This window comes from Enterobacter sp. WI-ESBL-E8 (assembly GCF_053364895.1).
In genome coordinates, this window is record NZ_JBRWXJ010000001.1 from 2,699,460 (window position 1) to 2,720,701 (window position 21,242).

Annotated in this window: 20 protein-coding genes and 1 pseudogene; 8 read left to right on the forward strand and 13 right to left on the reverse strand. The window is 51.6% G+C overall.

Annotation, left to right across the window (positions count from 1 at the left end; genetic code table 11):
• Positions 1–231 precede the first annotated feature (231 nt).
• Entirely contained in the window at positions 232–1,341 is a 1,110-nt protein-coding gene (ompC, locus tag ACWHWP_RS12890; RefSeq protein WP_059309921.1) for a porin OmpC, read from the forward strand.
• Positions 1,342–1,678: 337 nt separating this feature from the next.
• Here ompC and ACWHWP_RS12895 read toward each other — a convergent pair whose 3' ends face one another.
• The 6 genes from ACWHWP_RS12895 to ACWHWP_RS12920 all read right to left on the reverse strand — a co-directional run bounded on the left by ACWHWP_RS12895 (position 1,679) and on the right by ACWHWP_RS12920 (position 5,972).
• Positions 1,679–1,756, reverse strand: coding sequence for a hypothetical protein (locus ACWHWP_RS12895; protein WP_223239581.1), 78 nt, complete (start codon positions 1,754–1,756; stop codon positions 1,679–1,681).
• A 131-nt stretch (positions 1,757–1,887) separates the two neighbouring features.
• Entirely contained in the window at positions 1,888–2,085 is a 198-nt protein-coding gene (locus ACWHWP_RS12900; RefSeq protein ID WP_023312007.1) for a hypothetical protein, read from the reverse strand.
• Positions 2,086–2,150: 65 nt separating this feature from the next.
• On the reverse strand, positions 2,151–3,182 hold the full coding sequence (locus ACWHWP_RS12905; RefSeq protein ID WP_059309920.1) for a methyltransferase: 1,032 nt from the start codon (positions 3,180–3,182) through the stop codon (positions 2,151–2,153).
• A 254-nt stretch (positions 3,183–3,436) separates the two neighbouring features.
• The gene (locus ACWHWP_RS12910) at positions 3,437–3,886 is read right to left on the reverse strand and encodes a hypothetical protein (RefSeq protein WP_059309919.1); all 450 of its coding nucleotides are present in this window, start codon (positions 3,884–3,886) and stop codon (positions 3,437–3,439) included.
• A gap of 122 nt (positions 3,887–4,008) precedes the next feature.
• Positions 4,009–4,353, reverse strand: coding sequence for a DUF1294 domain-containing protein (locus ACWHWP_RS12915; protein WP_063956565.1), 345 nt, complete (start codon positions 4,351–4,353; stop codon positions 4,009–4,011).
• A 95-nt stretch (positions 4,354–4,448) separates the two neighbouring features.
• Positions 4,449–5,972: a cyclic diguanylate phosphodiesterase gene (locus tag ACWHWP_RS12920; RefSeq protein WP_059309917.1), complete on the reverse strand. Its 1,524-nt coding sequence runs from the start codon at positions 5,970–5,972 to the stop codon at positions 4,449–4,451.
• Between the two features lie 442 nt (positions 5,973–6,414).
• On the opposite strand from ACWHWP_RS12920, the pseudogene ACWHWP_RS12925 reads away from it, so the two are divergent.
• Both ACWHWP_RS12925 and ttcA read left to right on the forward strand, forming a co-directional pair.
• Positions 6,415–6,763, forward strand: a pseudogene (locus tag ACWHWP_RS12925) (tyrosine-type recombinase/integrase); the annotation flags it as partial.
• Positions 6,764–6,801: 38 nt separating this feature from the next.
• Positions 6,802–7,737, forward strand: coding sequence for a tRNA 2-thiocytidine(32) synthetase TtcA (gene ttcA / locus ACWHWP_RS12930; protein WP_447855761.1), 936 nt, complete (start codon positions 6,802–6,804; stop codon positions 7,735–7,737).
• A gap of 42 nt (positions 7,738–7,779) precedes the next feature.
• Here ttcA and dbpA read toward each other — a convergent pair whose 3' ends face one another.
• From dbpA to ACWHWP_RS12950, 4 genes are all read right to left on the reverse strand, one after another.
• Complete coding sequence (gene dbpA / locus ACWHWP_RS12935) at positions 7,780–9,153, reverse strand: ATP-dependent RNA helicase DbpA (RefSeq protein WP_059309914.1); 1,374 nt, start codon at positions 9,151–9,153, stop codon at positions 7,780–7,782.
• Positions 9,154–9,180: 27 nt separating this feature from the next.
• On the reverse strand, positions 9,181–9,363 hold the full coding sequence (gene ynaL, locus ACWHWP_RS12940; protein ID WP_072250527.1) for a proline-rich small protein YnaL: 183 nt from the start codon (positions 9,361–9,363) through the stop codon (positions 9,181–9,183).
• Positions 9,364–9,636: 273 nt separating this feature from the next.
• A complete protein-coding gene (gene zntB / locus ACWHWP_RS12945) occupies positions 9,637–10,620 on the reverse strand; it encodes a zinc transporter ZntB (RefSeq protein WP_047348324.1) in 984 nt (327 codons plus the stop codon).
• 155 nt (positions 10,621–10,775) lie between these two features.
• A complete protein-coding gene (locus ACWHWP_RS12950) occupies positions 10,776–11,918 on the reverse strand; it encodes a methyl-accepting chemotaxis protein (protein ID WP_447855762.1) in 1,143 nt (380 codons plus the stop codon).
• Positions 11,919–12,374: 456 nt separating this feature from the next.
• On the opposite strand from ACWHWP_RS12950, the gene ACWHWP_RS12955 reads away from it, so the two are divergent.
• From ACWHWP_RS12955 to ACWHWP_RS12970, 4 genes are all read left to right on the forward strand, one after another.
• Positions 12,375–14,504 (forward strand): putative bifunctional diguanylate cyclase/phosphodiesterase, encoded by a 2,130-nt coding sequence (locus tag ACWHWP_RS12955; protein WP_447855763.1) that lies wholly within the window; start codon positions 12,375–12,377, stop codon positions 14,502–14,504.
• Positions 14,505–14,596: 92 nt separating this feature from the next.
• Positions 14,597–15,829, forward strand: a complete 1,233-nt coding sequence (locus ACWHWP_RS12960; RefSeq protein WP_447855764.1) for a sensor domain-containing diguanylate cyclase — start codon at positions 14,597–14,599, stop codon at positions 15,827–15,829.
• Between the two features lie 73 nt (positions 15,830–15,902).
• Positions 15,903–16,043: an Ecr family regulatory small membrane protein gene (locus ACWHWP_RS12965; RefSeq protein WP_059309910.1), complete on the forward strand. Its 141-nt coding sequence runs from the start codon at positions 15,903–15,905 to the stop codon at positions 16,041–16,043.
• 216 nt (positions 16,044–16,259) lie between these two features.
• Positions 16,260–16,823, forward strand: coding sequence for a DJ-1/PfpI family protein (locus ACWHWP_RS12970; protein WP_447855765.1), 564 nt, complete (start codon positions 16,260–16,262; stop codon positions 16,821–16,823).
• A gap of 55 nt (positions 16,824–16,878) precedes the next feature.
• Here the strand turns inward: ACWHWP_RS12970 and ACWHWP_RS12975 are convergent, their stop codons facing one another.
• On the reverse strand, positions 16,879–17,634 hold the full coding sequence (locus ACWHWP_RS12975; RefSeq protein ID WP_447855766.1) for a hypothetical protein: 756 nt from the start codon (positions 17,632–17,634) through the stop codon (positions 16,879–16,881).
• A 124-nt stretch (positions 17,635–17,758) separates the two neighbouring features.
• Positions 17,759–19,375, reverse strand: coding sequence for a peptide ABC transporter substrate-binding protein (locus ACWHWP_RS12980; protein ID WP_447855767.1), 1,617 nt, complete (start codon positions 19,373–19,375; stop codon positions 17,759–17,761).
• A 185-nt stretch (positions 19,376–19,560) separates the two neighbouring features.
• On the opposite strand from ACWHWP_RS12980, the gene mpaA reads away from it, so the two are divergent.
• Entirely contained in the window at positions 19,561–20,274 is a 714-nt protein-coding gene (mpaA, locus tag ACWHWP_RS12985; protein ID WP_063428386.1) for a murein tripeptide amidase MpaA, read from the forward strand.
• Here the strand turns inward: mpaA and ycjG are convergent.
• The gene (gene ycjG, locus ACWHWP_RS12990) at positions 20,265–21,230 is read right to left on the reverse strand and encodes an L-Ala-D/L-Glu epimerase (RefSeq protein WP_063428388.1); all 966 of its coding nucleotides are present in this window, start codon (positions 21,228–21,230) and stop codon (positions 20,265–20,267) included. The genes mpaA and ycjG overlap by 10 nt on opposite strands.
• Between the last annotated feature and the right edge of the window lie 12 nt (positions 21,231–21,242).

Genomic DNA, 21,242 nt, shown 5'->3' on the forward strand with positions numbered 1-21,242 from the left:
GAGATTAACGTAATTAAACCCTGATTAATAATTTTAATTTAATATACTTAATTTTAAATCATTCATCAAACTAATGACCATTTCTACTGATTTATTCAGTTTAGATTTTACTTAGTTCGTAACAATTATATTTTATTACTCTTACACGGGAGTGATTTAGCATGAGACAACTTTCTCATTCGGAAAGTTCAACAGGTAATTAAATAAAAACAACTGCAAAGGAATATCATAATGCAAAGAAAAGTACTGGCTCTGATGATTCCGGCTCTGTTAATGGCTGGTGCTGCGCATGCGGCAGAAATTTATAATAAAGACGGTAACAAATTAGATCTGTACGGAAAAGTAGATGGTCTGCACTACTTCTCCGATGACAAAGGTGCTGACGGCGATCAGACCTACATGCGTCTGGGTTTCAAGGGTGAAACCCAGATCAACAACACGATGACAGGCTACGCGCAGTGGGAATACAACATTCAGGCTAATAACACGGAAGGGTCTGACAATCAGTCCTGGACGCGTCTGGCCTTCGCCGGCGTAAAAGTAGGTGACTACGGCTCCTTCGATTACGGTCGTAACTACGGCGTTCTGTACGACGTGGAAGGCTGGACCGATATGCTGCCTGAGTTCGGTGGCGACTCCTACACCAAAGCCGACAACTTCATGACCGGTCGTGCCAACGGCGTAGCTACTTACCGTAACACCGACTTCTATGGTCTGGTTCAGGGCCTGAACTTTGCGCTGCAGTATCAGGGCAAAAATGAAGACGCCAGCAACAACCAGGAAGGCACCAACAACGGTCGCGACACACGTCACGAGAACGGCGACGGCTTCGGTATTTCTACCACCTATGACTTTGGCATGGGGATTACTGCGGGTGCCGCGTACACCTCTTCTGACCGTACCAACGAGCAGGTGATGAACACCACCGCGGGCGGTGACAAAGCGGATGCATGGACCGCGGGCCTGAAATACGACGCCAATAACATCTATCTGGCGGCAATGTATTCTGAAACCCGCAATATGACGCCGTATGGCGATAACACCGACGCCGTAGCGAACAAAACCCAGAACTTCGAAGTGACCGCGCAGTACCAGTTCGACTTTGGCCTGCGTCCGTCCCTTTCCTACCTGCAGTCAAAAGGTAAAGAGCTGGGCAACGGTCAGGGCGATCAGGATCTGGTTAAATACGCTGACGTAGGCGTTACCTACTACTTCAACAAAAACATGTCCACCTACGTTGATTATAAAATCAACCTGCTGGATGAAGATGACAATTTCTACAAAGATAACGGCATCAGCACAGATGATGTCGTAGCGTTAGGTCTGGTTTACCAGTTCTGATGGTCAGAGCCCGCATTATGATGCGGGCTCACTTACTTTTTTGAAGCTTGTCACAAAAAAGAGGTACCGGAGTCGTGTGGTTGAGGGTCAGTTGAGAAAAAGCTGTTTAAACTGCGGTGATAGCCTTTTCATCACTAAGGATAACAGTGTTGTTTGGTCGTGTATCCGTTGCCGTACTTACTCTTTTAGCGCTAATCTGGATGGCGTTAATTTTTGATTTTGCTGATATTGTCGGGCATCTCGGCACTCTGTTAAACCATCTGGATGGCAGTTAACCTTGTTACTGTGAAATAAAAGCCACCAGCAGTGCCGGTGGCGGATAAACGTATACGTAACGTTATTTTTTCACGGGTTGAGGCTTTTTGTCCCCTGATTCAGGTGCCTCACGCGGGTCGTCTTTTTCAACACAGAGCATAATTTCTCCTGTTTCAGTTAACCACTCTCCACTATAGCCAGGCTGTTTGAAGAGTGGCCAGGCGGTAATCAGGCCTGACTCGCCCCTTTTTCTGGAAAAGAGAGCTTCGCATTACGACTTTTAACCATTGGCTATACCCCTTTTCTGACCAGCTCGGCGGCTTTAACGAAAACCTCATCTTCTACACCATCGCCTTTTTGCCTACCGAGCCTGACCAGTTCATCGACAATACTGTTGCGATGGATCGGTTTCTGCGCTGAAACCAGCCCAATAACGGCCGCCCCAATCGCCAGCCCCACTAATCCTGTTTGTTCGTCTTTGTTTTTCATATTCATGCTCCTGGTACAACAAACAAGCGTAGCAGGAAAACGCTAAAACGAAATGACGGACACATTTAGACAGGTACGACCTCTAAAATCGACAGATACGAACGGGTGTCTATTATTTTGTTTAGCTTAAGTTTGGTCTGTTCAAACAAGATCTGATACTCAAGCTCTGTTCTAGCACGCCCGCCATCAAAGCTTGTTAAAAGAAGAAGGTCAATTTCAAATCTTCCCTGCTCATTATTGTCTTTCTTGATAAGCGGTTCAAAAATTAATAAACGGGCGTTTTCTTTCATTGCATTTCTGCAACATTGAAGTATCTGGATTGCTTTCTCATCAGGCCAGTCCATCAAAATATATTTAAGTAGATAAATGTCCGCTGCGGGACAAGATTCAAAAAAGCTGCCCTCTACAGTCTTCCATCGACGGTTATCATTCAAAAGGTGCAGCCGATTCCGCGCCAGTACGTCTTTTTGATCAAACAGGATCCCTGTTATGGTCGGGTTTCGACGTAAAACTGCCAGCAATAAATTACCCAGCCCACCAGCGATATCGGCAACGACAGCGTTTTGAGGGAACGAATAAGTTTCTGCAATGACTTCATTCTCCACGGATGACATAGAGGCCATACCGGCATGAAAAATGTTGCTATCAGCTACACTCTCGTCATGCTGCCAGTAGTCGTAAAAAGGCTTGCCGAACAACTCATTAAAAACAGGTTTGCCCTGCAATAACTCATCCAATTTAGCCGCTGGCTGCCAGAACGTTTGGTCTGTCAGCATGATCACCGCCGCACGTAAGGAAAATTCATGATCGGAACGCAGGAATTGCGCTGAGTGGCTAAGACCGTATTCCGTTTCGGATAATTCGTTGAACACACCACGCGAGGATAATAAGCGCATGATTCGATGAAGATAGTCGCTATCGACATTGAGCTCCTTCGCCAACTGCTTAACGGATTTTTTTCCTTCTACCAGAAGATCTGCAACGCCTATTACCGCGACCGCCCGAAGTGCTGCCTGCCAGACAAACCCCATGCTTTGCTCTAGCAAACACATTCCTTCTTTACGGCTTAGTAAATCAAGGCTATTACGTTGTGACATTTTCTGCTCCTTACCAATAAAGTTGTGCTGAACAACGAAAAGTCGCTAGCAAGCGTAAGTCTGGTAGTGAGCTTTATCCATAATTACAGAAAGGTTTACTTAGGCTGTATTGTACCGTTTAGCATACAGTTTATTTAAATACGTAAAAAAACGAGGCCACTTACTCCTCAACTTGATTAGTCATGCTCTGAAACCATTAATTTCCACATAATTATCACGCCATTTAAATTCTTGTCAAAAAAAACATCCCACATTTAGAATCGCGGCGACAGTCCGTATTTTGGCGTTTTAATATTTGCGGCCCAAATCTTGATATCGTTTTGCAGAAGAAGAGTAAAATCTGATTTCAAATGCGTCACCATGTCATTCACGCTGTCCGCATCAATTACCGAAAAATGTTCAATTCTGTTCTGCCCCACCTGTACACAGTGATATTTGGCAGGCAGCACTTTACCGTTCACGTTAAGCGGCAGGTAATTCTCACCACAACGGCCTTCCGTAATATATGACACCAGCAAATTAGCGGATTTTTTTCCTGGCTGAGAGACGCTTACCATGACAGGAAACCCTTCGGAGGTCTGCGTCATATCATAAAGAACGGCGTTTTTTATATACCAGGTATTATATTCCCGCTCCTGAAAAGCGGACCAGGAAGGCGCAGAAAAGACCACCAGCACTGCCAGTGTAATAGATTCTATTTTCATGGGATGTTGTCGTCCGTGTTGTTGCACGTATTATTCAGATTGTGCAAAAAACAGCAACCCCTTAAGAATAGTCCTACTACTATTGGCAGTGATGGCGGATTAATTAGCGATGTGCGATGCCTTCACAAAGGAGAAACAGGCAAGAAAGCGTAAACTGCCGCCATCACAGCGATGCTGACGACGACGCTGATGAAAAAGTAGGTTTTGAAGGGCTGCTTTTGGGTTTTATGGCGAAAGAGTTGCTGGCCCACAATGGCGCCAGGCCAGCCGCCCGTCGCGCCGAAGACCAGCAGCGTGGCTTCCGGGACCCTGCGCAGGCCTTTGCGCGCAGCCATTTTATCGACGCCATACATACTCATCGTCAGCACGTTGACCAGTAGAAACCAGACGATCAACGGATTCTGGGTCAGAAGGCTACTGACGGCGGCGAAAATCAGGAGTACATAACAAAAGCGATTGAGAGTCATCGTTCAGGCCACAAAGCTGTTAAGTGGTTTTCGAAGACGCATTATACGCTATCTTACGCATGTATCAGGCTGAAACGTTGAAAAGTGAATAAACGTTACTCCACCCTCACTTTAATCTTTGGCTTCGACAAAAGGACTTTTACCAGTTCTTTAAACGGTGTGGGTTTGTAGAAGTAAAAACCCTGTAAAAACTTGATGTGGTTGCGGGTGAGATAATCAAGCTGCTCTTGTGTTTCAACCCCTTCAGCCACAATACTGATTGACAATTTTTTTGCCAGTTCCAGTACCGAATCAAGTATAACGGTTGAATCCTCACTGGCATTAACCCTGGCAACAAAGCTTTGGTCGATTTTGATGTAATCAATGTGCAAAGCCTGCAGGTAGGACAGACCAGAATATCCCGTTCCAAAATCATCCAGAGCAATGGCAAAGCCAATCTCATGTAGCTCATTCAGCGTCTTTACGAGATGTTCATCGATATGAAGGGGTTCACGCTCGGTCACCTCAATAACAAGGTTAAGATCCTGTCGAATAAAACTGCGCTTGTAGCGGAGACACTCTTCAACAAAGGTGGAGGCATCGATATGGGACGCGCTGAAGTTAATGCCGACGTGGAACCCTTCTGGCAGCAACGTAGAGATAGAATTCATATGCGCCGCAACCTGACGCATCAAGTTCTGGGTTAATGGAATGATTAAGCCGGATTTCTCAGCGAGAGGAATGAACGACGCGGGGGAGATAAACCCTGACTGTGGATGCTTCCATCTGGCCAGAACTTCTACCCCGCGCAACGATCCCTCTTTACCGCTCACTACGGGTTGGTAATAGGGAATAATGTCATTTCTGTAAATGGCGGTGCGCAGCGACTCTTCCGGCGAAATATCCCTGGAAAGATATCTCTGAAGAATATACGCAGGAAGCGAAGAAATGATAAGCAGGAATAACAACAGGCCTCCGGCACGGTTAAATAATCTCGTCAGGCTAAAAAGGGGTGGAGAGTTAAATTGAATTGCGAAAGGATAATCAGGGGCTTTAACCGTTAATACCTTTTTGCTTGAATCGACTCCCGTTACCACATCGCCTGACAGGCTTAAAATACGATCGCCTACTCTGAGTGAGTACTTAACGCCATTTAATGGTACGTCCAGAGCATCCCGGATATGGCTGTCGCTAATACTTACTATGATTCGGCTTCCGGCATAGTTTGTCTGGTATAAGAGAACCGGCAGCCCGTTTACCGTACTTCCCGAAGGGACAAGCAACAATGATGATTCCGGTAGCGCAGAGCTGTTGACCAACAATACGCGATTACCCGGCAACGAAGAGCACCAGACCGCATATCTTTTGAGAATAACGATGGTTCTCAGGTGTGGCTGTAATGCCGCTTCGGTACCCAGCCGATATTGTCCTTCAGTATCACACTCATTATCAGCAAGCTGCATCGCTAACTGGGTAGCATGCTGGGCTTCTTTAAGCATGACGTTCAGGTTTCTTACAACAAAGTGTGCCCCTGCAAGACTGTCAGCACGTGCCGAATACCAAACCTGTAAATTGATGATAAAAACGCCCAGCATAAAAATTGTCGTGGCTGCAGCTAAGGGGATAGATGCGTGGCGCATTTAGAGTTCTCGATTAGAGTAAAGTTGCCGCTTCAATAATGCTGAAGTGTTTGAATTGTCATCGTCTTAAGCATGGTTGATAAAGAAAGAAATACCACGTCAGGCGTCAGAAATTTCCTTGCACACCAGATTGAAGGAAAACAAAAGGCCGCCGAACGGCAGCCCTGAAGGATAAGTGTTTATTAATACCGTTTTATTGTATTAGTCGGCATTCTTTCTGACCAGTCAGGCCGCTCGCCAGCCATGATTGCGCGCTGTTGTGATGGCGTCACAGACTGCGTTATTTCAGGCATCGACTTGTATTCTGGTTGCTTAGGTGGATTGAGAACCAGATCGGAGCTACAGCCTGACAGGAGCAAAACCGCCATGAGAGATAAATTAAGCTTGAACACGTTAACCCCTTCCAATGGGATAAAAGTTACAGAAAATGCATGGGGAGATTCACCATGCAGATAACCCCATAAGAATATATTTACAAAACCAATACGTGCAACCCTTTGTCTTCCTGCCTGCCTGTGCACAAAAGTGGGAGGAAAGCCGACTACGCTTTATCGAGTATCAGTTCCAGATTTAACGCAGCTGTAAAACGTGCTGGTATTCGCCGCCGGAATCCGTACCATACGCGGCATACTTTTGCCTGCTGGCCGTTATCTGCCGGCGCTAACCCGTCTTTCATAGCCAGCCAGATGGGGCATGAAAGCGCGCAAATGGTTTATGAAGTCTACGGTGCGTGGATTGAAGAAATGAATGGCGAACAGGTGCTGACGCTTAACGATAAGCTCACACGCTGAATAAATTTTGCCCCTACTGGCTCCGAAGGTAGCATTAAATGCAACAGAATCAAGAAATTAACAAAAAAGAGCAATACAACCTGAATAAACTGCAAAAGCGACTGCGCCGTAACGTGGGCGAAGCCATTGCAGACTTCAACATGATTGAAGAAGGCGACCGCATCATGGTTTGCCTGTCAGGGGGTAAAGACAGCTACACCATGCTGGAGATCCTGCGTAATCTTCAGCAAAGCGCGCCGGTGAATTTCTCCCTGGTGGCAGTCAACCTTGACCAGAAACAGCCGGGCTTTCCGGAGCACATTCTGCCGGAATACCTCGAAAACCTGGGCGTTGAATACAAAATTGTCGAAGAAAATACCTACGGTATTGTGAAAGAGAAAATCCCGGAAGGGAAAACCACCTGCTCTCTTTGCTCCCGTCTGCGCCGCGGCATTTTGTATCGTACCGCGACGGAGCTGGGCGCGACCAAAATTGCGCTGGGCCACCATCGCGACGATATCCTGCAAACGCTGTTCCTTAATATGTTCTACGGCGGCAAGATGAAAGGCATGCCGCCTAAGCTGATGAGCGATGACGGCAAACACATTGTGATCCGCCCTCTTGCCTACTGCCGCGAAAAAGATATTGAGCGTTTCTCTCAGGCTAAAGGGTTCCCGATCATTCCATGTAACCTCTGCGGCTCTCAGCCGAACCTGCAGCGTCAGGTGATTGGTGACATGCTGCGCGACTGGGATAAGCGTTATCCGGGACGTATCGAAACCATGTTCAGCGCGATGCAGAACGTCGTCCCTTCACATCTCGCGGACGTTGAGCTGTTTGACTTCAAAGGCATCAACCACGATTCAGACGTGGTGAATGGCGGCGATCTGGCGTTTGACCGGGAAGATATCCCCATGCAGCCTGCAGGCTGGCAGCCGGAAGAAGATGACAATCAGTTTGAAGAGTTGCGTCTGAACGTGCTTGAAGTGAAGTAAGCGATTAGCGTCTCAGAAGGACCTTCTGAGACGCTTCATTCTTTATTTCAGCAGACGTACGCGGCAGGTTTTACCTTTGATTTTCCCGTTTTGCAGCTGCTTCCATGCCTTATGGGCAACACTCTGGCGAACCGCCACATAGACATGCGCCGGGTGGACCGCAATCTTACCGATATCCGCCCCGTCCAGACCGACATCCCCGGTCAGCGCACCTAATACATCACCAGGACGCATCTTGGCTTTTTTACCGCCGTCGATACACAGCGTCGCCATTTCAGCCTCCAGCGGCACCAGGCTGACGCTGGCAGGGGCGTTCATCCAGTTCAGCTTAATCTGCAGCATCTCAGAGAGAATGTTGGCGCGCTGCGCCTCTTCCGGTGCGCAGAAGCTGATGGCCAGGCCGCTGTTTCCCGCGCGCGCGGTACGGCCAATACGGTGAACGTGGACTTCAGGATCCCACGCCAGCTCATAGTTCACGACCAGCTCAAGCGATTTAATATCCAGGCCACGCGCGGCAACGTCGGTTGCAACCAGAACGCGGGCGCTGCCGTTGGCGAAACGGACCAGCGTCTGATCGCGATCGCGCTGTTCCAGATCGCCGTGCAGCGACAATGCGCTCTGTCCGGCGGCATTCAGGGCATCACAAACCGACTGACAGTCTTTCTTCGTGTTACAAAACACCACGCAGGACGCGGGCTGATGCTGGCTCAGCAACTTCTGCAGGAGTGCAATTTTTCCCTGCTGCGAGGTTTCAAAGAACTGCTGTTCAATGGCGGGCAGCGCATCTACGCTGTCGATTTCAATGGTGAGCGGGTTTTTCTGCACGCGCCCGCTGATGGCGGCGATAGCTTCCGGCCAGGTCGCAGAGAACAGCAGCGTCTGGCGATCGGCCGGTGCGAAACGGATCACCTCGTCAATCGCATCGCTGAAGCCCATATCCAGCATCCGGTCTGCCTCATCCATCACCAGCGTTTGTAACGCATCCAGCGAGACGGTGCCTTTTTGCAGGTGATCCAGCAGGCGGCCCGGCGTCGCGACGATAATGTGCGGCGCATGCTGGAGTGAATCACGCTGCGCGCCGAACGGCTGCCCGCCGCACAGAGTTAAAATTTTGGTGTTTGGCAGGAAGCGCGCCAGGCGACGCAGTTCGCCCGCGACCTGATCCGCCAGCTCGCGGGTCGGGCACAGCACCAGAGACTGGGTCTGAAAAAGCGCCGCATCGATATGCTGCAACAGACCAAGGCCAAATGCCGCCGTTTTCCCACTGCCCGTTTTCGCCTGCACGCGCACATCACGGCCTTCAAGGATAGCGGGCAAGGCGGCCGCCTGGACGGGCGTCATCGTGAGGTAACCCAACTCGTTGAGGTTATCGAGTTGGGCGGCGGGCAGAGCATTCAGGGTAGAAAAAGCGGTCACAGTAGTCTCTCGTGGTCATCTTTGCGGTCAGATGGCGCGTATCCTCGCAGATCTCGCGGTCCGATGCGACAATTTAATCGGTTCTTCATCTGGCGGCGGGTCGGGCATCGGCTGAGGACGCGGGATGGGATCGGGCATCGGCACCGGATCGGTGGGGATGGGATCGGATTGACGCCATTGTGGCAGTAGCAGAGCGCTAAGGATGCTCATCATTCCCTCCAGAATTTGCTGTCATCCCTTTTAGGGTAGACGCTGAGAATCAGGAGGCAAAAAAAAGCCGACTATGAAGTCGGCGTCGTACGAATCAATTGTGCTATGCAGTAATTCAAAAAAGGAAGTAAGACAATATGGAGCGCAACGCCCATCGCTTGACGTTGCATTCACCTGCGGGAGTAATATTGCACCTTACGGGGTAGAGTTTTATTGACTTCGCTCAATTAAAAGAGCGTTTTGATCTCTGTGAAAGGTGAAAAAAGCGTAAATTTACAGCCATTTACTACGATGCAACCACCATGCAACACCACCAATCAAAACAACTAACATGACGCAAAACGCGGTAAAGCCGTAGCGATACGCGCCGCCTGGAATGCCGCCCAGGTTCACGCCAAACAGCCCGGTAAGAAACGTGCTCGGCAAAAATACCATCGCCATCAGAGACATCGTATAGGTTCTTCTCGCCAGCGACTCCTGCATTACCTGCGCGATTTCGTCCGCCATCACCGCCGTCCTGGCAATACAGGAATCAATCTCATCCAGCCCGCGGCCCAGCCTGTCGGCGATATCCTGCATTCTGCGTCGCTGATCGTCATTCATCCAGGCGAGCCTTTCGCTGGCCAGACGCGCGTACACGTCGCGCTGCGGCGTCATATAGCGGCGCATCACGATCAGTTGCTTACGCAGTAAGGCCAGAAAACCGCGGGGCGGGATCTGCTGATCGAGCAGGTTATCTTCCAGGTCGATGATTTTGTCGTGCAGTTCTTCGATGAACTCACTCGCGTGATCGGTAAGCGCGTCACACACGTCCACCAGCCAGCTGCCGCAGTCGGTTGGCCCGGTGCCCTCTTTCAGATCGTTGACGATGTCATCCAGCGCCAGGACTTTACGCTGCCGGGTGGAGACAATCAGCCCGTCGTCCATATAGACACGCATCGCAACCAGCTGATCCGGACGCTCATCCGTGCTGCCGTTAATGCATCGCAGGGTGATCAGCGTACCGTCCCCCATTCTGCTCACGCGGGGACGCAGGCTCTCACCCGCCAGCGCATCGCGCACGTTATTAGGCAAGAGCGGGGTCGAGGCCAGCCAGTCAGCGCTGTCCGTATGGGTGTAGTTCAGATGTAGCCAGCAGGGATGCGCATTGTCGATCACATCATTGTCTTCCAGCGGACGTGCACCGCCGCGACCATCCAGCACCCACGCAAAAACTGCGTCAGGAACGTTAAGTTCAGATCCTTTAATGCTTTCCACAGCACCTCCACCTTTTTAGCTCTTTCGGTGTCAGTCTAGCCTCCATCAGGGCTTAAGCAACAACTATGTTTCCCATCGCGCTGAAATCGCTCAGGAATTGTACATGCTGACGAGAGGCGAGAAAAAAGCCCGGCATGCCAGGCTTTGAGGTTCAATCAGAGAGAGTGTTCTGGCCGAGGAAGGAAAGATGGCGAGCCGGCCGGTGATGACGAAAGGGAGCCCTGGTCAAGCCTGAAATTACGCGTTCGGGCCTGCAGCTCAAGCACCTGATTACGCAATACATCAGAGGAACCGTTGAGCTCTTCTGCCATCGCCACGTTACTTTGCGTGACCCGCTCCAGCTCCGAGAGCGCCAGCGTGATCTGAGAAATGCCTTTCTCCTGCTCTGACGTTGACGCGGAGATGTCGTCCATCAGCCGGCTGACGTTCCCGGAGCCCGTCACGATTTCATGCATATTCTTCTCCGCCTGTGACACCACGGTAACGCCCTGCGTAACGTTATTGCTGGTCACTTCAATCAGCGTTTTGATATTTTTCGCCGCCTCTGCACTGCGGTGCGCCAGGTTTCTGACCTCTTCCGCGACCACAGAAAAACCCTTGCCATGATCTCCCGCTCTCGCCGCCTCAACGGCCGCGTTGAGTGCCAGGATATTGGTCTGGAATGCAATGCCGTCGATCAGGGAAATAATCTCCGTCATCTGCTGTGCGCATTCAGTAATGGACTGCATATTGGTGGCGACCTGCCCCATCAGCTCCCCGCCCTTGCGCGCCTGCAGCGTCGCGACATTGGCCTGCTCGCTCGCCAGGCGGGTGTTATCAGCATTGTTTTTGGTGCTCGCCGCCATTTGTTCCATGCTGGCTGCGGTTTGCACTAAAGATGCGGACTGCTGCTCGGTTTTAACCGAAAGCTGCGCGCTACGTTGCGAGAGTTGGTCCGATAAGGTCATGGCGGTTTGCGATGACGCCCTGATCTCGCGCACCAGCGTAGCAATGTTGCCGGAAAGGCTATTGATCCCCGGGATGAGTCGACCCGCACAGTTGTTGCCAAACTCGGGAATAGACACGCCCAGGTTGCCCGCAGTCACCTCTTCGATGCTTTTCTTCACCGTATTGATCGGCGTCACAAGATACTTCGTCATATAGAGCCAGAGCAAAAATAGCGCAACGAAGTTGATTACGTTAAGGGAAATAAAGAGAGAGGAATTGCTGGAAAATAGAACAACGACACCTGCATTTACCAAAAATAGAGATAAAAGGAACCCGATAATAAAGGTCCTGACACTAATATTTTTTAGCATGATGATATCCACGTTTTATATTTTGGTCGGCATTTAGACTTATAGCATTGGCGCAACGGTTTTTCCTCGCAAACGACGCTTGTTTTTTGTTTCGCCGTTAGCAACCTGAGATTTTGCTTAAGTCAGACAAAAAGAGCGTATTAGTGAAAATGTTATTCCCGGCATGCTGCGATACTGGTCTCCGGCCATGTGAAGCGATACCATTCTCTGCGGTGAGACGATACGATCGCCCTCATATTTAAGGCGCTTTGCTACTGTTATTCGTTTTTGTTTAGCAATGCTTAATACGTTAACAAAGAGAATATATTTTATATTCTTAATGAGCTGTAGAGTATTAATATGACCGGTCATTTTTCACGATAAATAACTAATATGGTTTGAATGCGCATGTTCGCTGCCAGATTAAGATGTGCCGGCAGGCGAAATCGGTAACCCTCTGAGGCGTGGGATTGCATAATGCTCAATATATCGTGGGACCCTGTGTTGATCGCTATCTCTTATCTGGTGGCTTTTATTGCCTCCTTTGTGGCGCTGGACAGCGCCGGAAAAATACCGCTTTCCAGCCGCAGGGCTGCCCTGTTCTGGCGCATTGCCGGAGGGGTCACGCTGGGCATCGGGATTTGGTCGATGCATTTCATCGGCATGCTGTCCATGCAAATGCCGATGATGATGAGCTACGACCTCTGGTTAACCCTTACGTCTCTGGGCGTCGCGGTGGCTGCCTCAACCACTGCCATTAATATCGCCGTTACGGGTAAAAAACTCTCTCCTGGACGACTGATCCTTGCCACTACGCTCCTGAGCGCGGGCGTGGTCTCTATGCACTACACCGGTATGGCTGCCCTGATGCTGGACGGGAGCATCATCTGGGATCGCCGCCTTGTGGCATTGTCCGTGGTCATTGCCATTATTGCCTCCGGCGCGGCGCTGTGGCTGGCTTTCCGTCTGCGGGATAAACACAAAGGGGTCTTTATCGATCGCCTTCTCGCGGCCTTCGTCATGGGCGCGGCCATTTGCGCGATGCACTATACCGGCATGAGTGCCGCGCAGTTTCAGGAAACGTCGCATACCCTCCCCGGCGGGATCGGCGAGCTGGGGTTATCCATCTGGGTGTCGGTCACCACGCTCTGCCTGCTCGGCGTGATGCTAATTATTTCGCTTATCGATTCTCACTGGCGCACCGGCCGGCTGACGGATAATCTGCGGCAGCTCAATCGCCAGCTTGAGCTTCAGGCACGGTTTGATGCACTCACCGGGCTCGCAAACCGCCACCAGATGGATATCCGCATGCAGGATTGTCTGCGCAGCGCGCTGCTGAGTAAAAAGCCATTTGCCGTCATTTTCCTGAACGTCGACCACTTCAAGCGCGTTAACGACACCTGGGGGCACAGCGTTGGCGATGAGTTGTTAATCACCGTTGCCCAGCGCATCACGGCCCGGCTCACGCGTGAGATGACCCTGGCGAGGCTTGGCGGAGACGCCTTTATCCTGCTGGTGCCTGAATGTGACGACGAAAAGCTCAACGGCCTGCTCACCGCGCTGCTCGACGATATGCGTCGTCCGCTTTCGCTCTGCGGACACACGCTGAGCACGACAATCAGCGCGGGGGTCAGCCTCTATCCTCAGGATGGCGAAACGCTGCATGAGCTGAAACTCAAGGCGGATGCAGCCTTACACCACGTCAAAGAAGAGGGCCGCAACGGCTGGGCAATTTACAGAACCGAGATGTCAACCGCGGTCCCGGCAAAGCCCGGTTTTTTACAGGAACTCTCTCAGGCGCTTGAGCGCGATCAGTTTGAACTGTGGTACCAGCCAACCTGGCATGCGGAAGATAAGACTATTCATGGTTTTGAGGCCCTTTTGCGCTGGCGGCATCCTGAGCAAGGCGTTTTACTGCCTAACCTGTTTATCCCTTCGCTGGAACAAACAGGCTTAATCATTCCGGTGGGGAACTGGGCTATTGAAGCGGCGTGCCGACAGCTTCATTTCTGGACTGAGCAAGGTTTCAGCCAGTGGACGCTGTCGCTCAACCTGTCCCCCGTCCAGTTCGAACAGCCGGACATCTTCCATATCGTCTCGTCGATGCTGGAAAAATACAGCCTGTCGCCCGCCAGGCTGATCCTCGAGGTGACGGAAAGCACCGCGCTTAAAAACCTCGACCGCAGCATTGAGCTGCTGGATGCGTTTAATCGTGCAGGGATCGTCGTCTCGATTGATGATTTTGGCACGGGCTATTCCAACCTGCTGATGCTGAGCGTGCTTCCGGCAAAAGAGCTTAAAATCGACCGAAGCTTTGTCACGTCGATGCTGGAAAATGAAAAAAGCTACAAGCTGGTCGAAACCATTATGAGTATTGCCCGAACCATGGAGATGAATGTGGTGGCAGAAGGGATCGAAACGGAAGAGCAGCAGGCGGTTCTCACCCGTCTCGGCTGCGACTACCTGCAGGGTTACCTTTTCTCACGACCATTACCTGCCGAACAGGTGCCGTGGCTGCTGCTGCAGAAAAACTCAGATAAGCAAATTATACCCATTAATAAAATTCAAACGGACCCCGCATTTATTTCACAAAAAAATCATGCCTGACGGGGTTAAGTAGAGTATGTTTCAGAGGAGTGCACGCGAGTTCATTCTGCCATGACTGTCAGGCACATTGTGCCGATGAACAGGAAACGCCTATGTCGCAACCTTGTTTTGATGCGTTGAATGTAATTAAAACACCCGTGTGGCTCATTTCACCCGTGTCGGAACAGATTATTTTTGCGAATATGGCCGCAACGCAGCTCATGGGAGATAAAACTCTCGACCTGCTGCGCAAAGGGACCTATTCCGCAAATGCACAAACCCTCCTGTCGATGTATGTTCCTGAACTGAAAACAGAGCAGGAAATCATTGAAATCTGGACAATCAGCCGGGATGGACACGACGTGCCGTTAAGCTGTCGTCTCTCGCTTGCCCACTACGCGCCCTGGGGTGATGTGATTGTCTTTGAGGGGATCTTCCCGCAAATCGTCTCAGGATTGAAGGCCAGCCGCTCCGCCACCTATCAGCGCAAAAAACAGGGGTTTTACGCGCGTTTTTTTCTCACCAACAGCGCACCGATGCTGTTAATCGATCCTGCGCGCGACGGCCAAATTGTCGATGCTAACCTGGCCGCGCTCAATTTTTACGGTTATTCACACGAGGGTATGTGCAGTAAACATACCTGGGAAATAAATACCCTGGGGCGAGATGTGATGCCCATAATGACTGAAATTGCCGCGCTGCCCGGCGGTCATAAGCCGCTCAACTTTGTTCATCGTCTTGCCGACGGCTCCACGCGCCATGTTCAGACCTATGCAGGGCCCATCGAGATCTACGGTGACAAGCTGATGCTGTGCATCATCCACGATATCACCGAGCAAAAAAGACTGGAGCAACAGCTGGAACATGCTGCTTTACGCGACTCCATGACCGGATTATTCAACCGTCGCCAGTTCTACACCATTACCGATCAAAGCAACCTCAATCATCTTCCTGCGCAACAGCAGTTTAGCCTGCTGCTGGTGGACACCGATCATTTCAAGAACATCAACGATCTGTTCGGTCACCTGAAAGGCGATGAGGTGCTTATTGCCCTCTCCCGAACGCTTGAAGCCTGCAGCCGGAAAGACGACATGGTGTTTCGCTGGGGTGGCGAAGAGTTCGTCATCCTGCTGCCGCATACCTCTCTTGACGCCGCGCTACAGATTGCCGAGTCGATCCGAGCGGCAGTTGCCCGTATTACGATCCCGGGCTTGCCTCGGTTTACCGTCAGCATTGGCGTGGCGCGGCATAATCTGGGGGAGAGTATTGATGAGCTGTTTAAGCGCGTCGACGATGCGCTGTATCGTGCTAAAAATGACGGACGCAATAAAGTCCTTGCTGCATGAAACTGGTGTATCAGGAAAAGCCCCGCTACAATGCCACCTCGAATAAAATGACGTCAGGTGGGTAAAATCTCCAATGGGAAAAACAGAAATAATACTCACCATAATTATTTTATTCCTTATTATATTTGGCTTCTGGCTTATCTTTAGCGGTGAAATCTGGTATCTCGTCGAGTTTCTTGAAAATAGCCTTTACCCCACCTTCGACGCACTGTAACGCACGTTTAATTTCTTGTTTCACCTACCGAATTTGTCAGGTTCCGGTATTACCGGTCGCCGCGTAAGATACGCGGCGTTATCCTCCAACAACGTTGATAACGAATCACTTATTCACTTGCTTATGTTGCCCGTTCTCTGACGGGCTTTTTTATTTCCGCAATTCTGCCACGCCAGGCTATATCTTAATCATCGTTATTGATAAAGGTGAGGAATGATGAGCAAGAAGATCCTGATGCTGGTTGGCGATTACGCCGAAGATTACGAAACCATGGTGCCCTTTCAGGCGTTACAGATGGTTGGCCACCAGGTTGATGCGGTCTGCCCCGACAAACCAAAGGGCGACTACATCATGACGGCGATCCATGACTTTGACGGCGCCCAGACCTACAGCGAAAAACCCGGCCACCGTTTTATCCTCAACGCCGACTTTTCCACTGTTAAGGAGCAGGACTACGACGCGCTGCTCATCCCCGGCGGACGTGCGCCCGAATATCTGCGGTTAAATGAGGAGGTGTTAAAGCTGGTACAGGCATTTGACGCCGCGCGTAAACCGATTGCTGCGGTTTGCCACGGCCCACAGCTGCTCGCTGCCGCTGGCATACTGAAAGGACGAACCTGTAGCGCCTACCCGGCCTGTGCTCCTGAAGTCCGGCTCAGCGGCGGCCACTACGCCAGTATCGGCATCGATCAGGCCCACGTTGACGGCAATCTGGTGACCGCCCCCGCCTGGCCCGCGCATCCGCAGTGGCTGGCGAAGTTTAATGCGCTGTTAGAATAGCAATACCTGCTCCCGCCAGCTCAACCTGAGCGGGCGCAGATTCACAAAACAATATTCATCGATCCTGCCGACGCCATTCCGCCTCCATCTCGCGCTGTTTTCTTCGCGCTTCTTCTTTCTTACGGTACAGCGGCGGATAATAAATGTGCCCCCAGTCCCACTTGCCGAACCAGATATTCATCAGGGCGCTAAATACAGTGATGAGGATGATAGAGAAGATAATAAAGCCCTCATCACCGCCCAGATTGAAAAGATCCCTGGCTAAGGAATGCTGAGCGTGACTGAACCAGTGCGGATGGTAATCAAGTATCATGAAAAACAGCAGCCCAAAAAGTAAATCGCCAACTTTGAATCTTTCACTGAATTTACTGCGCCAGGCGGAATCATGTTTTTCATAGTAATTAAGTAAAAACTGATTATTCTCTTGCAACGCTAAATCAAGCACTTCCCTTGAAGGCACCTCACCGGGGTGTCTCTGGTAATCGCTCTGCGGGCGAAGAATATCCGGGAAGATGCTGCTGTATATGATCGCATTCAGCACTTGCCTGAAAACATTGGCGGCAACGGGCATAAGGGTTGTGGCTATCAGCCCCAGGGCTGCCAGCGCGACGCAGAAGAAGCCAAGATGTTCGGTCCAGCTAATGGCCTGCACGGGCCAGGTCAAAATCCCCTGTCCGCTGTAAGCCAGCAGCGCCAGATCGGCGAAAAGGACAATATAGATGAAGCGTATGATCCACTGCCATTCCCAGATTTTATCCATAATACCTAAGCCTGCCGGAAATGAGGGTTTGTCTTTCTTTTCATCCGTCATAATTTATCCATGCGATTATTTTTGAAACAGACACTTTTCGGGAATAAAAAAAACAACTGGCGCCAGATGCGCCAGTGCTCAATGTTACTCTTATTAACGATAGTTACCGTAGAAACCGGGCTCGTCAGTGCTTCTCAATATACATCGTCCGGCTATACGCCACGTCTTCCGGGTTATTGATAGGATAACCTTTCACCCAGGGCTTAATCAGGCGACCGTTGGTGTACTGGTAAATGGGCGCGATAGGCGCTTTCTCCATGAGGATTTTCTCCGCCATGTTGTAGTCCGTATTACGCGCTTTCGCCGTGCTTTCCAGCGTCGCCTGGTTGATGATCTTATCGTAAGCCGGGTCATTGAAACGCGAGATATTGCCGCTGTGGGTGGAGGTCAGCAGGGACAGGAAGGTAGAGGGCTCGTTGTAATCCCCCACCCATGACGCGCGGATTACATCAAAATTGCCGGTGTTGCGGCTGTCGATATAGGTTTTCCACTCCTGGTTTTGCAGTTTGACATCCACACCGAGGTTTTTCTTCCACATGGACGCCACCGCAATCGCAATTTTCTGGTGGTTTTCCGAGGTATTGTACAGCAGGGTCAGCTTCAGCGGGCGCTGAGGACCGTAGCCTGCGGCCTGCAGCAAGGTTTTCGCCTGCGCATTCAGCTCCTGCTGAGACATCTGTTCGAACGGTGAAGGTTCAGGCGTAAAGCCCGCCGTCACGTCAGGGGTAAAATGCCAAGCCGGCTTCTCACCTGTACCTAAGACCTTTTCCGCCATAATACGGCGATCGATAGTCATACTCAGCGCAAGACGGACCCGTGAATCGGCCGTCGGGCCCTTTTGCGTGTTAAACGCATAGTAGTAAGTGCCGAGCTGAGGCGGCGTATAGACCTGTCCCGGGATCTCCTTCAGGAGCTTCTGATACATGTTTTTAGGGAACGATTCGGTAATATCAATATCCCCTGCCAGATAGCGTTTCGTGGCGGACGATTCCTGATTAATCGGAATGAAGGTCACTTTTTGCAGGACGGTTTTAGCATTGTCCCAGTAGTGAGTATTCGGCACGACAACCAGCTTTTCATTCACCACGCGGTCGTTCAGAACGTATGCCCCATTACCGACCAACGCTCCCGGACGCGTCCACTCTTTACCGCTTTCAACGTTCGCTTTTTGCACCGGATAGAAGGCAAAGTTTGCCGTCAGGTTGCTAAACCACGGCAACGGTTTGTCCAGCTGGACGCGTAACGTTCTGGCATCCACCGCCGTCACGCCCAGGGTATCAGGCGCCGCTTTACCGTCTATGATGGCCTGCGCGTTGTTGATACCCGCCAGCGCCGCAAACCAGGCAAACGGAGAGGTCGTTTTCGGGTCAACCAGGCGTTGCCAGCTGTAGACAAAATCCTGCGCGGTAACCGGCGTACCGTCAGACCATTTCGCATTATCGCGCAGGGTGAACGTCCAGATACGGTTATCGTTGGTCTGCCAGCGCGTTGCCACGCCCGGGGTCAGTTCCCCTTTCTCGTTCTGATTCACCAGCCCTTCGAAAAGATCCCGAATCACCTGAATCTCCGGCAGCCCCACCGCTTTCGCCGGATCGAGCGAAGCCGGTTCGTCTTTAATATGTCTGACCAGCTCCTGTTTTTGCGCCAGTACCGTGCCCTGTGGCACATCAGCAGCGTACGAGAGTGTAGAGAGTCCGCACAGGCACAGTGCGGCGAAAAGACGCGAAACAGGATGCTTCATAAGATCCCCTTTAATGAATTCAGGTAACAAGCAGATGCGTAATTATTTGTTTCGACAAAGAGAATTGCAAATAACTTACTCCTGAATAGTGATTTAAGGCAATTCTCAGCCGTTATGGAAACTATTTGATTAACCGCGGGTTTTGCACAACACTGCCAGTAGAGACTTCTTTATCAGGATTTCGTATGGCAACCACCCGACCACGAGCGGAACGCGGCGCCTTTCCACCGGGCGCTGAGCAATATGGCCGCTCATTCTTAGGCGCATCGCTGATCTGGTTCCCGGCACCCGATGCCGATCGCGACAGCGGTTTGATCATTGCCGGCACGCACGGGGATGAGAACTCGTCCGTCGTCACGCTCTCGTGCGCGCTGCGCACGCTCACCCCAGCTCTGCGACGTCATCACGTCATTCTTGCCGTGAATCCGGACGGCTGTCAGCTTGGGTTACGGGCTAATGCGAGAGGAGTCGACCTGAACCGTAATTTTCCGGCAGCAAACTGGCGCGCCGGGGAAACGGTATATCGCTGGAACAGTTCCGCCGAGGAGCGGGACGTGGTCCTGCTGACGGGAGACAAACCCGGCTCGGAGCCGGAAACGCAGGCGCTGTGCCAGCTTATCCATAAGATCCACCCTGCCTGGGTTGTCTCCTTCCACGATCCGCTGGCGTGTATTGAAGATCCGCGCCACTCCGAGCTGGGCGCCTGGCTGGCACAGGCGTTCGCCCTGCCGCTCGTCACCAGCGTGGGCTATGAAACACCCGGTTCATTCGGCAGCTGGTGCGCCGATTTGAGCTTGCCCTGCATCACCGCTGAATTCCCGCCGATCTCCTCCGACGAAGCCAGCGAAAAATACCTGAAAGCCATGATGGAGCTTCTGCGCTGGCAGCCTCAGAGATGAAGCACGCCGCTGGTGAAATTGAGCGCCGGTGAAACGTCAACCGCCAGCCACGTCGGGCCATCCAAATCGGCAAAGCGGACCTGATTGACCAGCGGCAGCGCCGCGCCGATCGCCCGGGACGTGCAGAGCATACATCCCAGCATCAGTGAAAACCCCTGCGCCTGAGCTTCCGCCGCCAGGGCCAGCGCTTCCGTCAGCCCTCCGGTCTTGTCGAGCTTAATGTTGACCATGTCATAGCTGCCCTTAAGCTCGCTCAAATTCGCGCGGGTATGGCAGCTTTCATCCGCGCAGACGGGCAGCGGGTGGATAAAATTCTTCAGCGTCCCATCGTCCTTCGCCGGCAGAGGCTGCTCCAGCATGGCCACGCCGAGGTCAGCCAGCAGCTGACACCGCGCGGCAAGCCCTTCGGGATGCCATGACTCGTTGGCGTCAACAATCAGCGTGGCTGAGGGAACCGCCGAGCGAATGGCGACCATCCGCTCGCTGATCAGGCGATCGTCGAGCTTCACTTTTAACAGCGTAGCCCCGGCGTCATACAGCGCTTTTGCGCTGGCTGCCATCTGTTCCGGTTCACCAATCACGACCGTTTGCGCGGTCACGACCGATTGCGGCAGCGCCACGCTCAGCAATGACGTCAGCGATTTTTGCTGCTTAGCGGCCTCAAGATACCAGAGCGCGCAGTCGATAGCGTTGCGCGCCGCGCCGGCGGGTAAACGCTGCTGTAGCGCCTCGCGCGTCAGCCCTTTTTGCAGGTCAGGGACCAGGGTCATGATCTGCGCCATCACTGAGGCAAGACTTTCCCCATAGCGCGGGTAAGGCGTACATTCCCCGACGCCTTTAAAACCCTCTTCTTCGATTTCAACCACGACCACGCTGGCTTCACTTCGGCTGCCGCGGGAGATCACAAACGGGGTATGCAATGGCCAGGCTTCTTCGTAGACCTTAACGCTTCTCATCACTGACTCCTT

Excerpts from the sequence above, each read along its gene's own strand:
- ompC (WP_059309921.1), top strand. The coding sequence starts at position 232 with ATGCAAAGAAAAGTACTGGCTCTGATGATTCCGGCTCTGTTAATGGCT.
- ACWHWP_RS12895 (WP_223239581.1), bottom strand. The coding sequence starts at position 1,756 with ATGCTCTGTGTTGAAAAAGACGACCCGCGTGAGGCACCTGAATCAGGG.
- ACWHWP_RS12900 (WP_023312007.1), bottom strand. The coding sequence starts at position 2,085 with ATGAAAAACAAAGACGAACAAACAGGATTAGTGGGGCTGGCGATTGGG.
- ACWHWP_RS12905 (WP_059309920.1), bottom strand. The coding sequence starts at position 3,182 with ATGTCACAACGTAATAGCCTTGATTTACTAAGCCGTAAAGAAGGAATG.
- ACWHWP_RS12910 (WP_059309919.1), bottom strand. The coding sequence starts at position 3,886 with ATGAAAATAGAATCTATTACACTGGCAGTGCTGGTGGTCTTTTCTGCG.
- ACWHWP_RS12915 (WP_063956565.1), bottom strand. The coding sequence starts at position 4,353 with ATGACTCTCAATCGCTTTTGTTATGTACTCCTGATTTTCGCCGCCGTC.
- ACWHWP_RS12920 (WP_059309917.1), bottom strand. The coding sequence starts at position 5,972 with ATGCGCCACGCATCTATCCCCTTAGCTGCAGCCACGACAATTTTTATG.
- ttcA (WP_447855761.1), top strand. The coding sequence starts at position 6,802 with ATGCAACAGAATCAAGAAATTAACAAAAAAGAGCAATACAACCTGAAT.
- ynaL (WP_072250527.1), bottom strand. The coding sequence starts at position 9,363 with ATGAGCATCCTTAGCGCTCTGCTACTGCCACAATGGCGTCAATCCGAT.
- ACWHWP_RS12950 (WP_447855762.1), bottom strand. The coding sequence starts at position 11,918 with ATGCTAAAAAATATTAGTGTCAGGACCTTTATTATCGGGTTCCTTTTA.
- ACWHWP_RS12955 (WP_447855763.1), top strand. The coding sequence starts at position 12,375 with ATGCTCAATATATCGTGGGACCCTGTGTTGATCGCTATCTCTTATCTG.
- ACWHWP_RS12960 (WP_447855764.1), top strand. The coding sequence starts at position 14,597 with ATGTCGCAACCTTGTTTTGATGCGTTGAATGTAATTAAAACACCCGTG.
- ACWHWP_RS12965 (WP_059309910.1), top strand. The coding sequence starts at position 15,903 with ATGGGAAAAACAGAAATAATACTCACCATAATTATTTTATTCCTTATT.
- ACWHWP_RS12970 (WP_447855765.1), top strand. The coding sequence starts at position 16,260 with ATGAGCAAGAAGATCCTGATGCTGGTTGGCGATTACGCCGAAGATTAC.
- ACWHWP_RS12975 (WP_447855766.1), bottom strand. The coding sequence starts at position 17,634 with ATGACGGATGAAAAGAAAGACAAACCCTCATTTCCGGCAGGCTTAGGT.
- ACWHWP_RS12980 (WP_447855767.1), bottom strand. The coding sequence starts at position 19,375 with ATGAAGCATCCTGTTTCGCGTCTTTTCGCCGCACTGTGCCTGTGCGGA.
- mpaA (WP_063428386.1), top strand. The coding sequence starts at position 19,561 with ATGGCAACCACCCGACCACGAGCGGAACGCGGCGCCTTTCCACCGGGC.
- ycjG (WP_063428388.1), bottom strand. The coding sequence starts at position 21,230 with ATGAGAAGCGTTAAGGTCTACGAAGAAGCCTGGCCATTGCATACCCCG.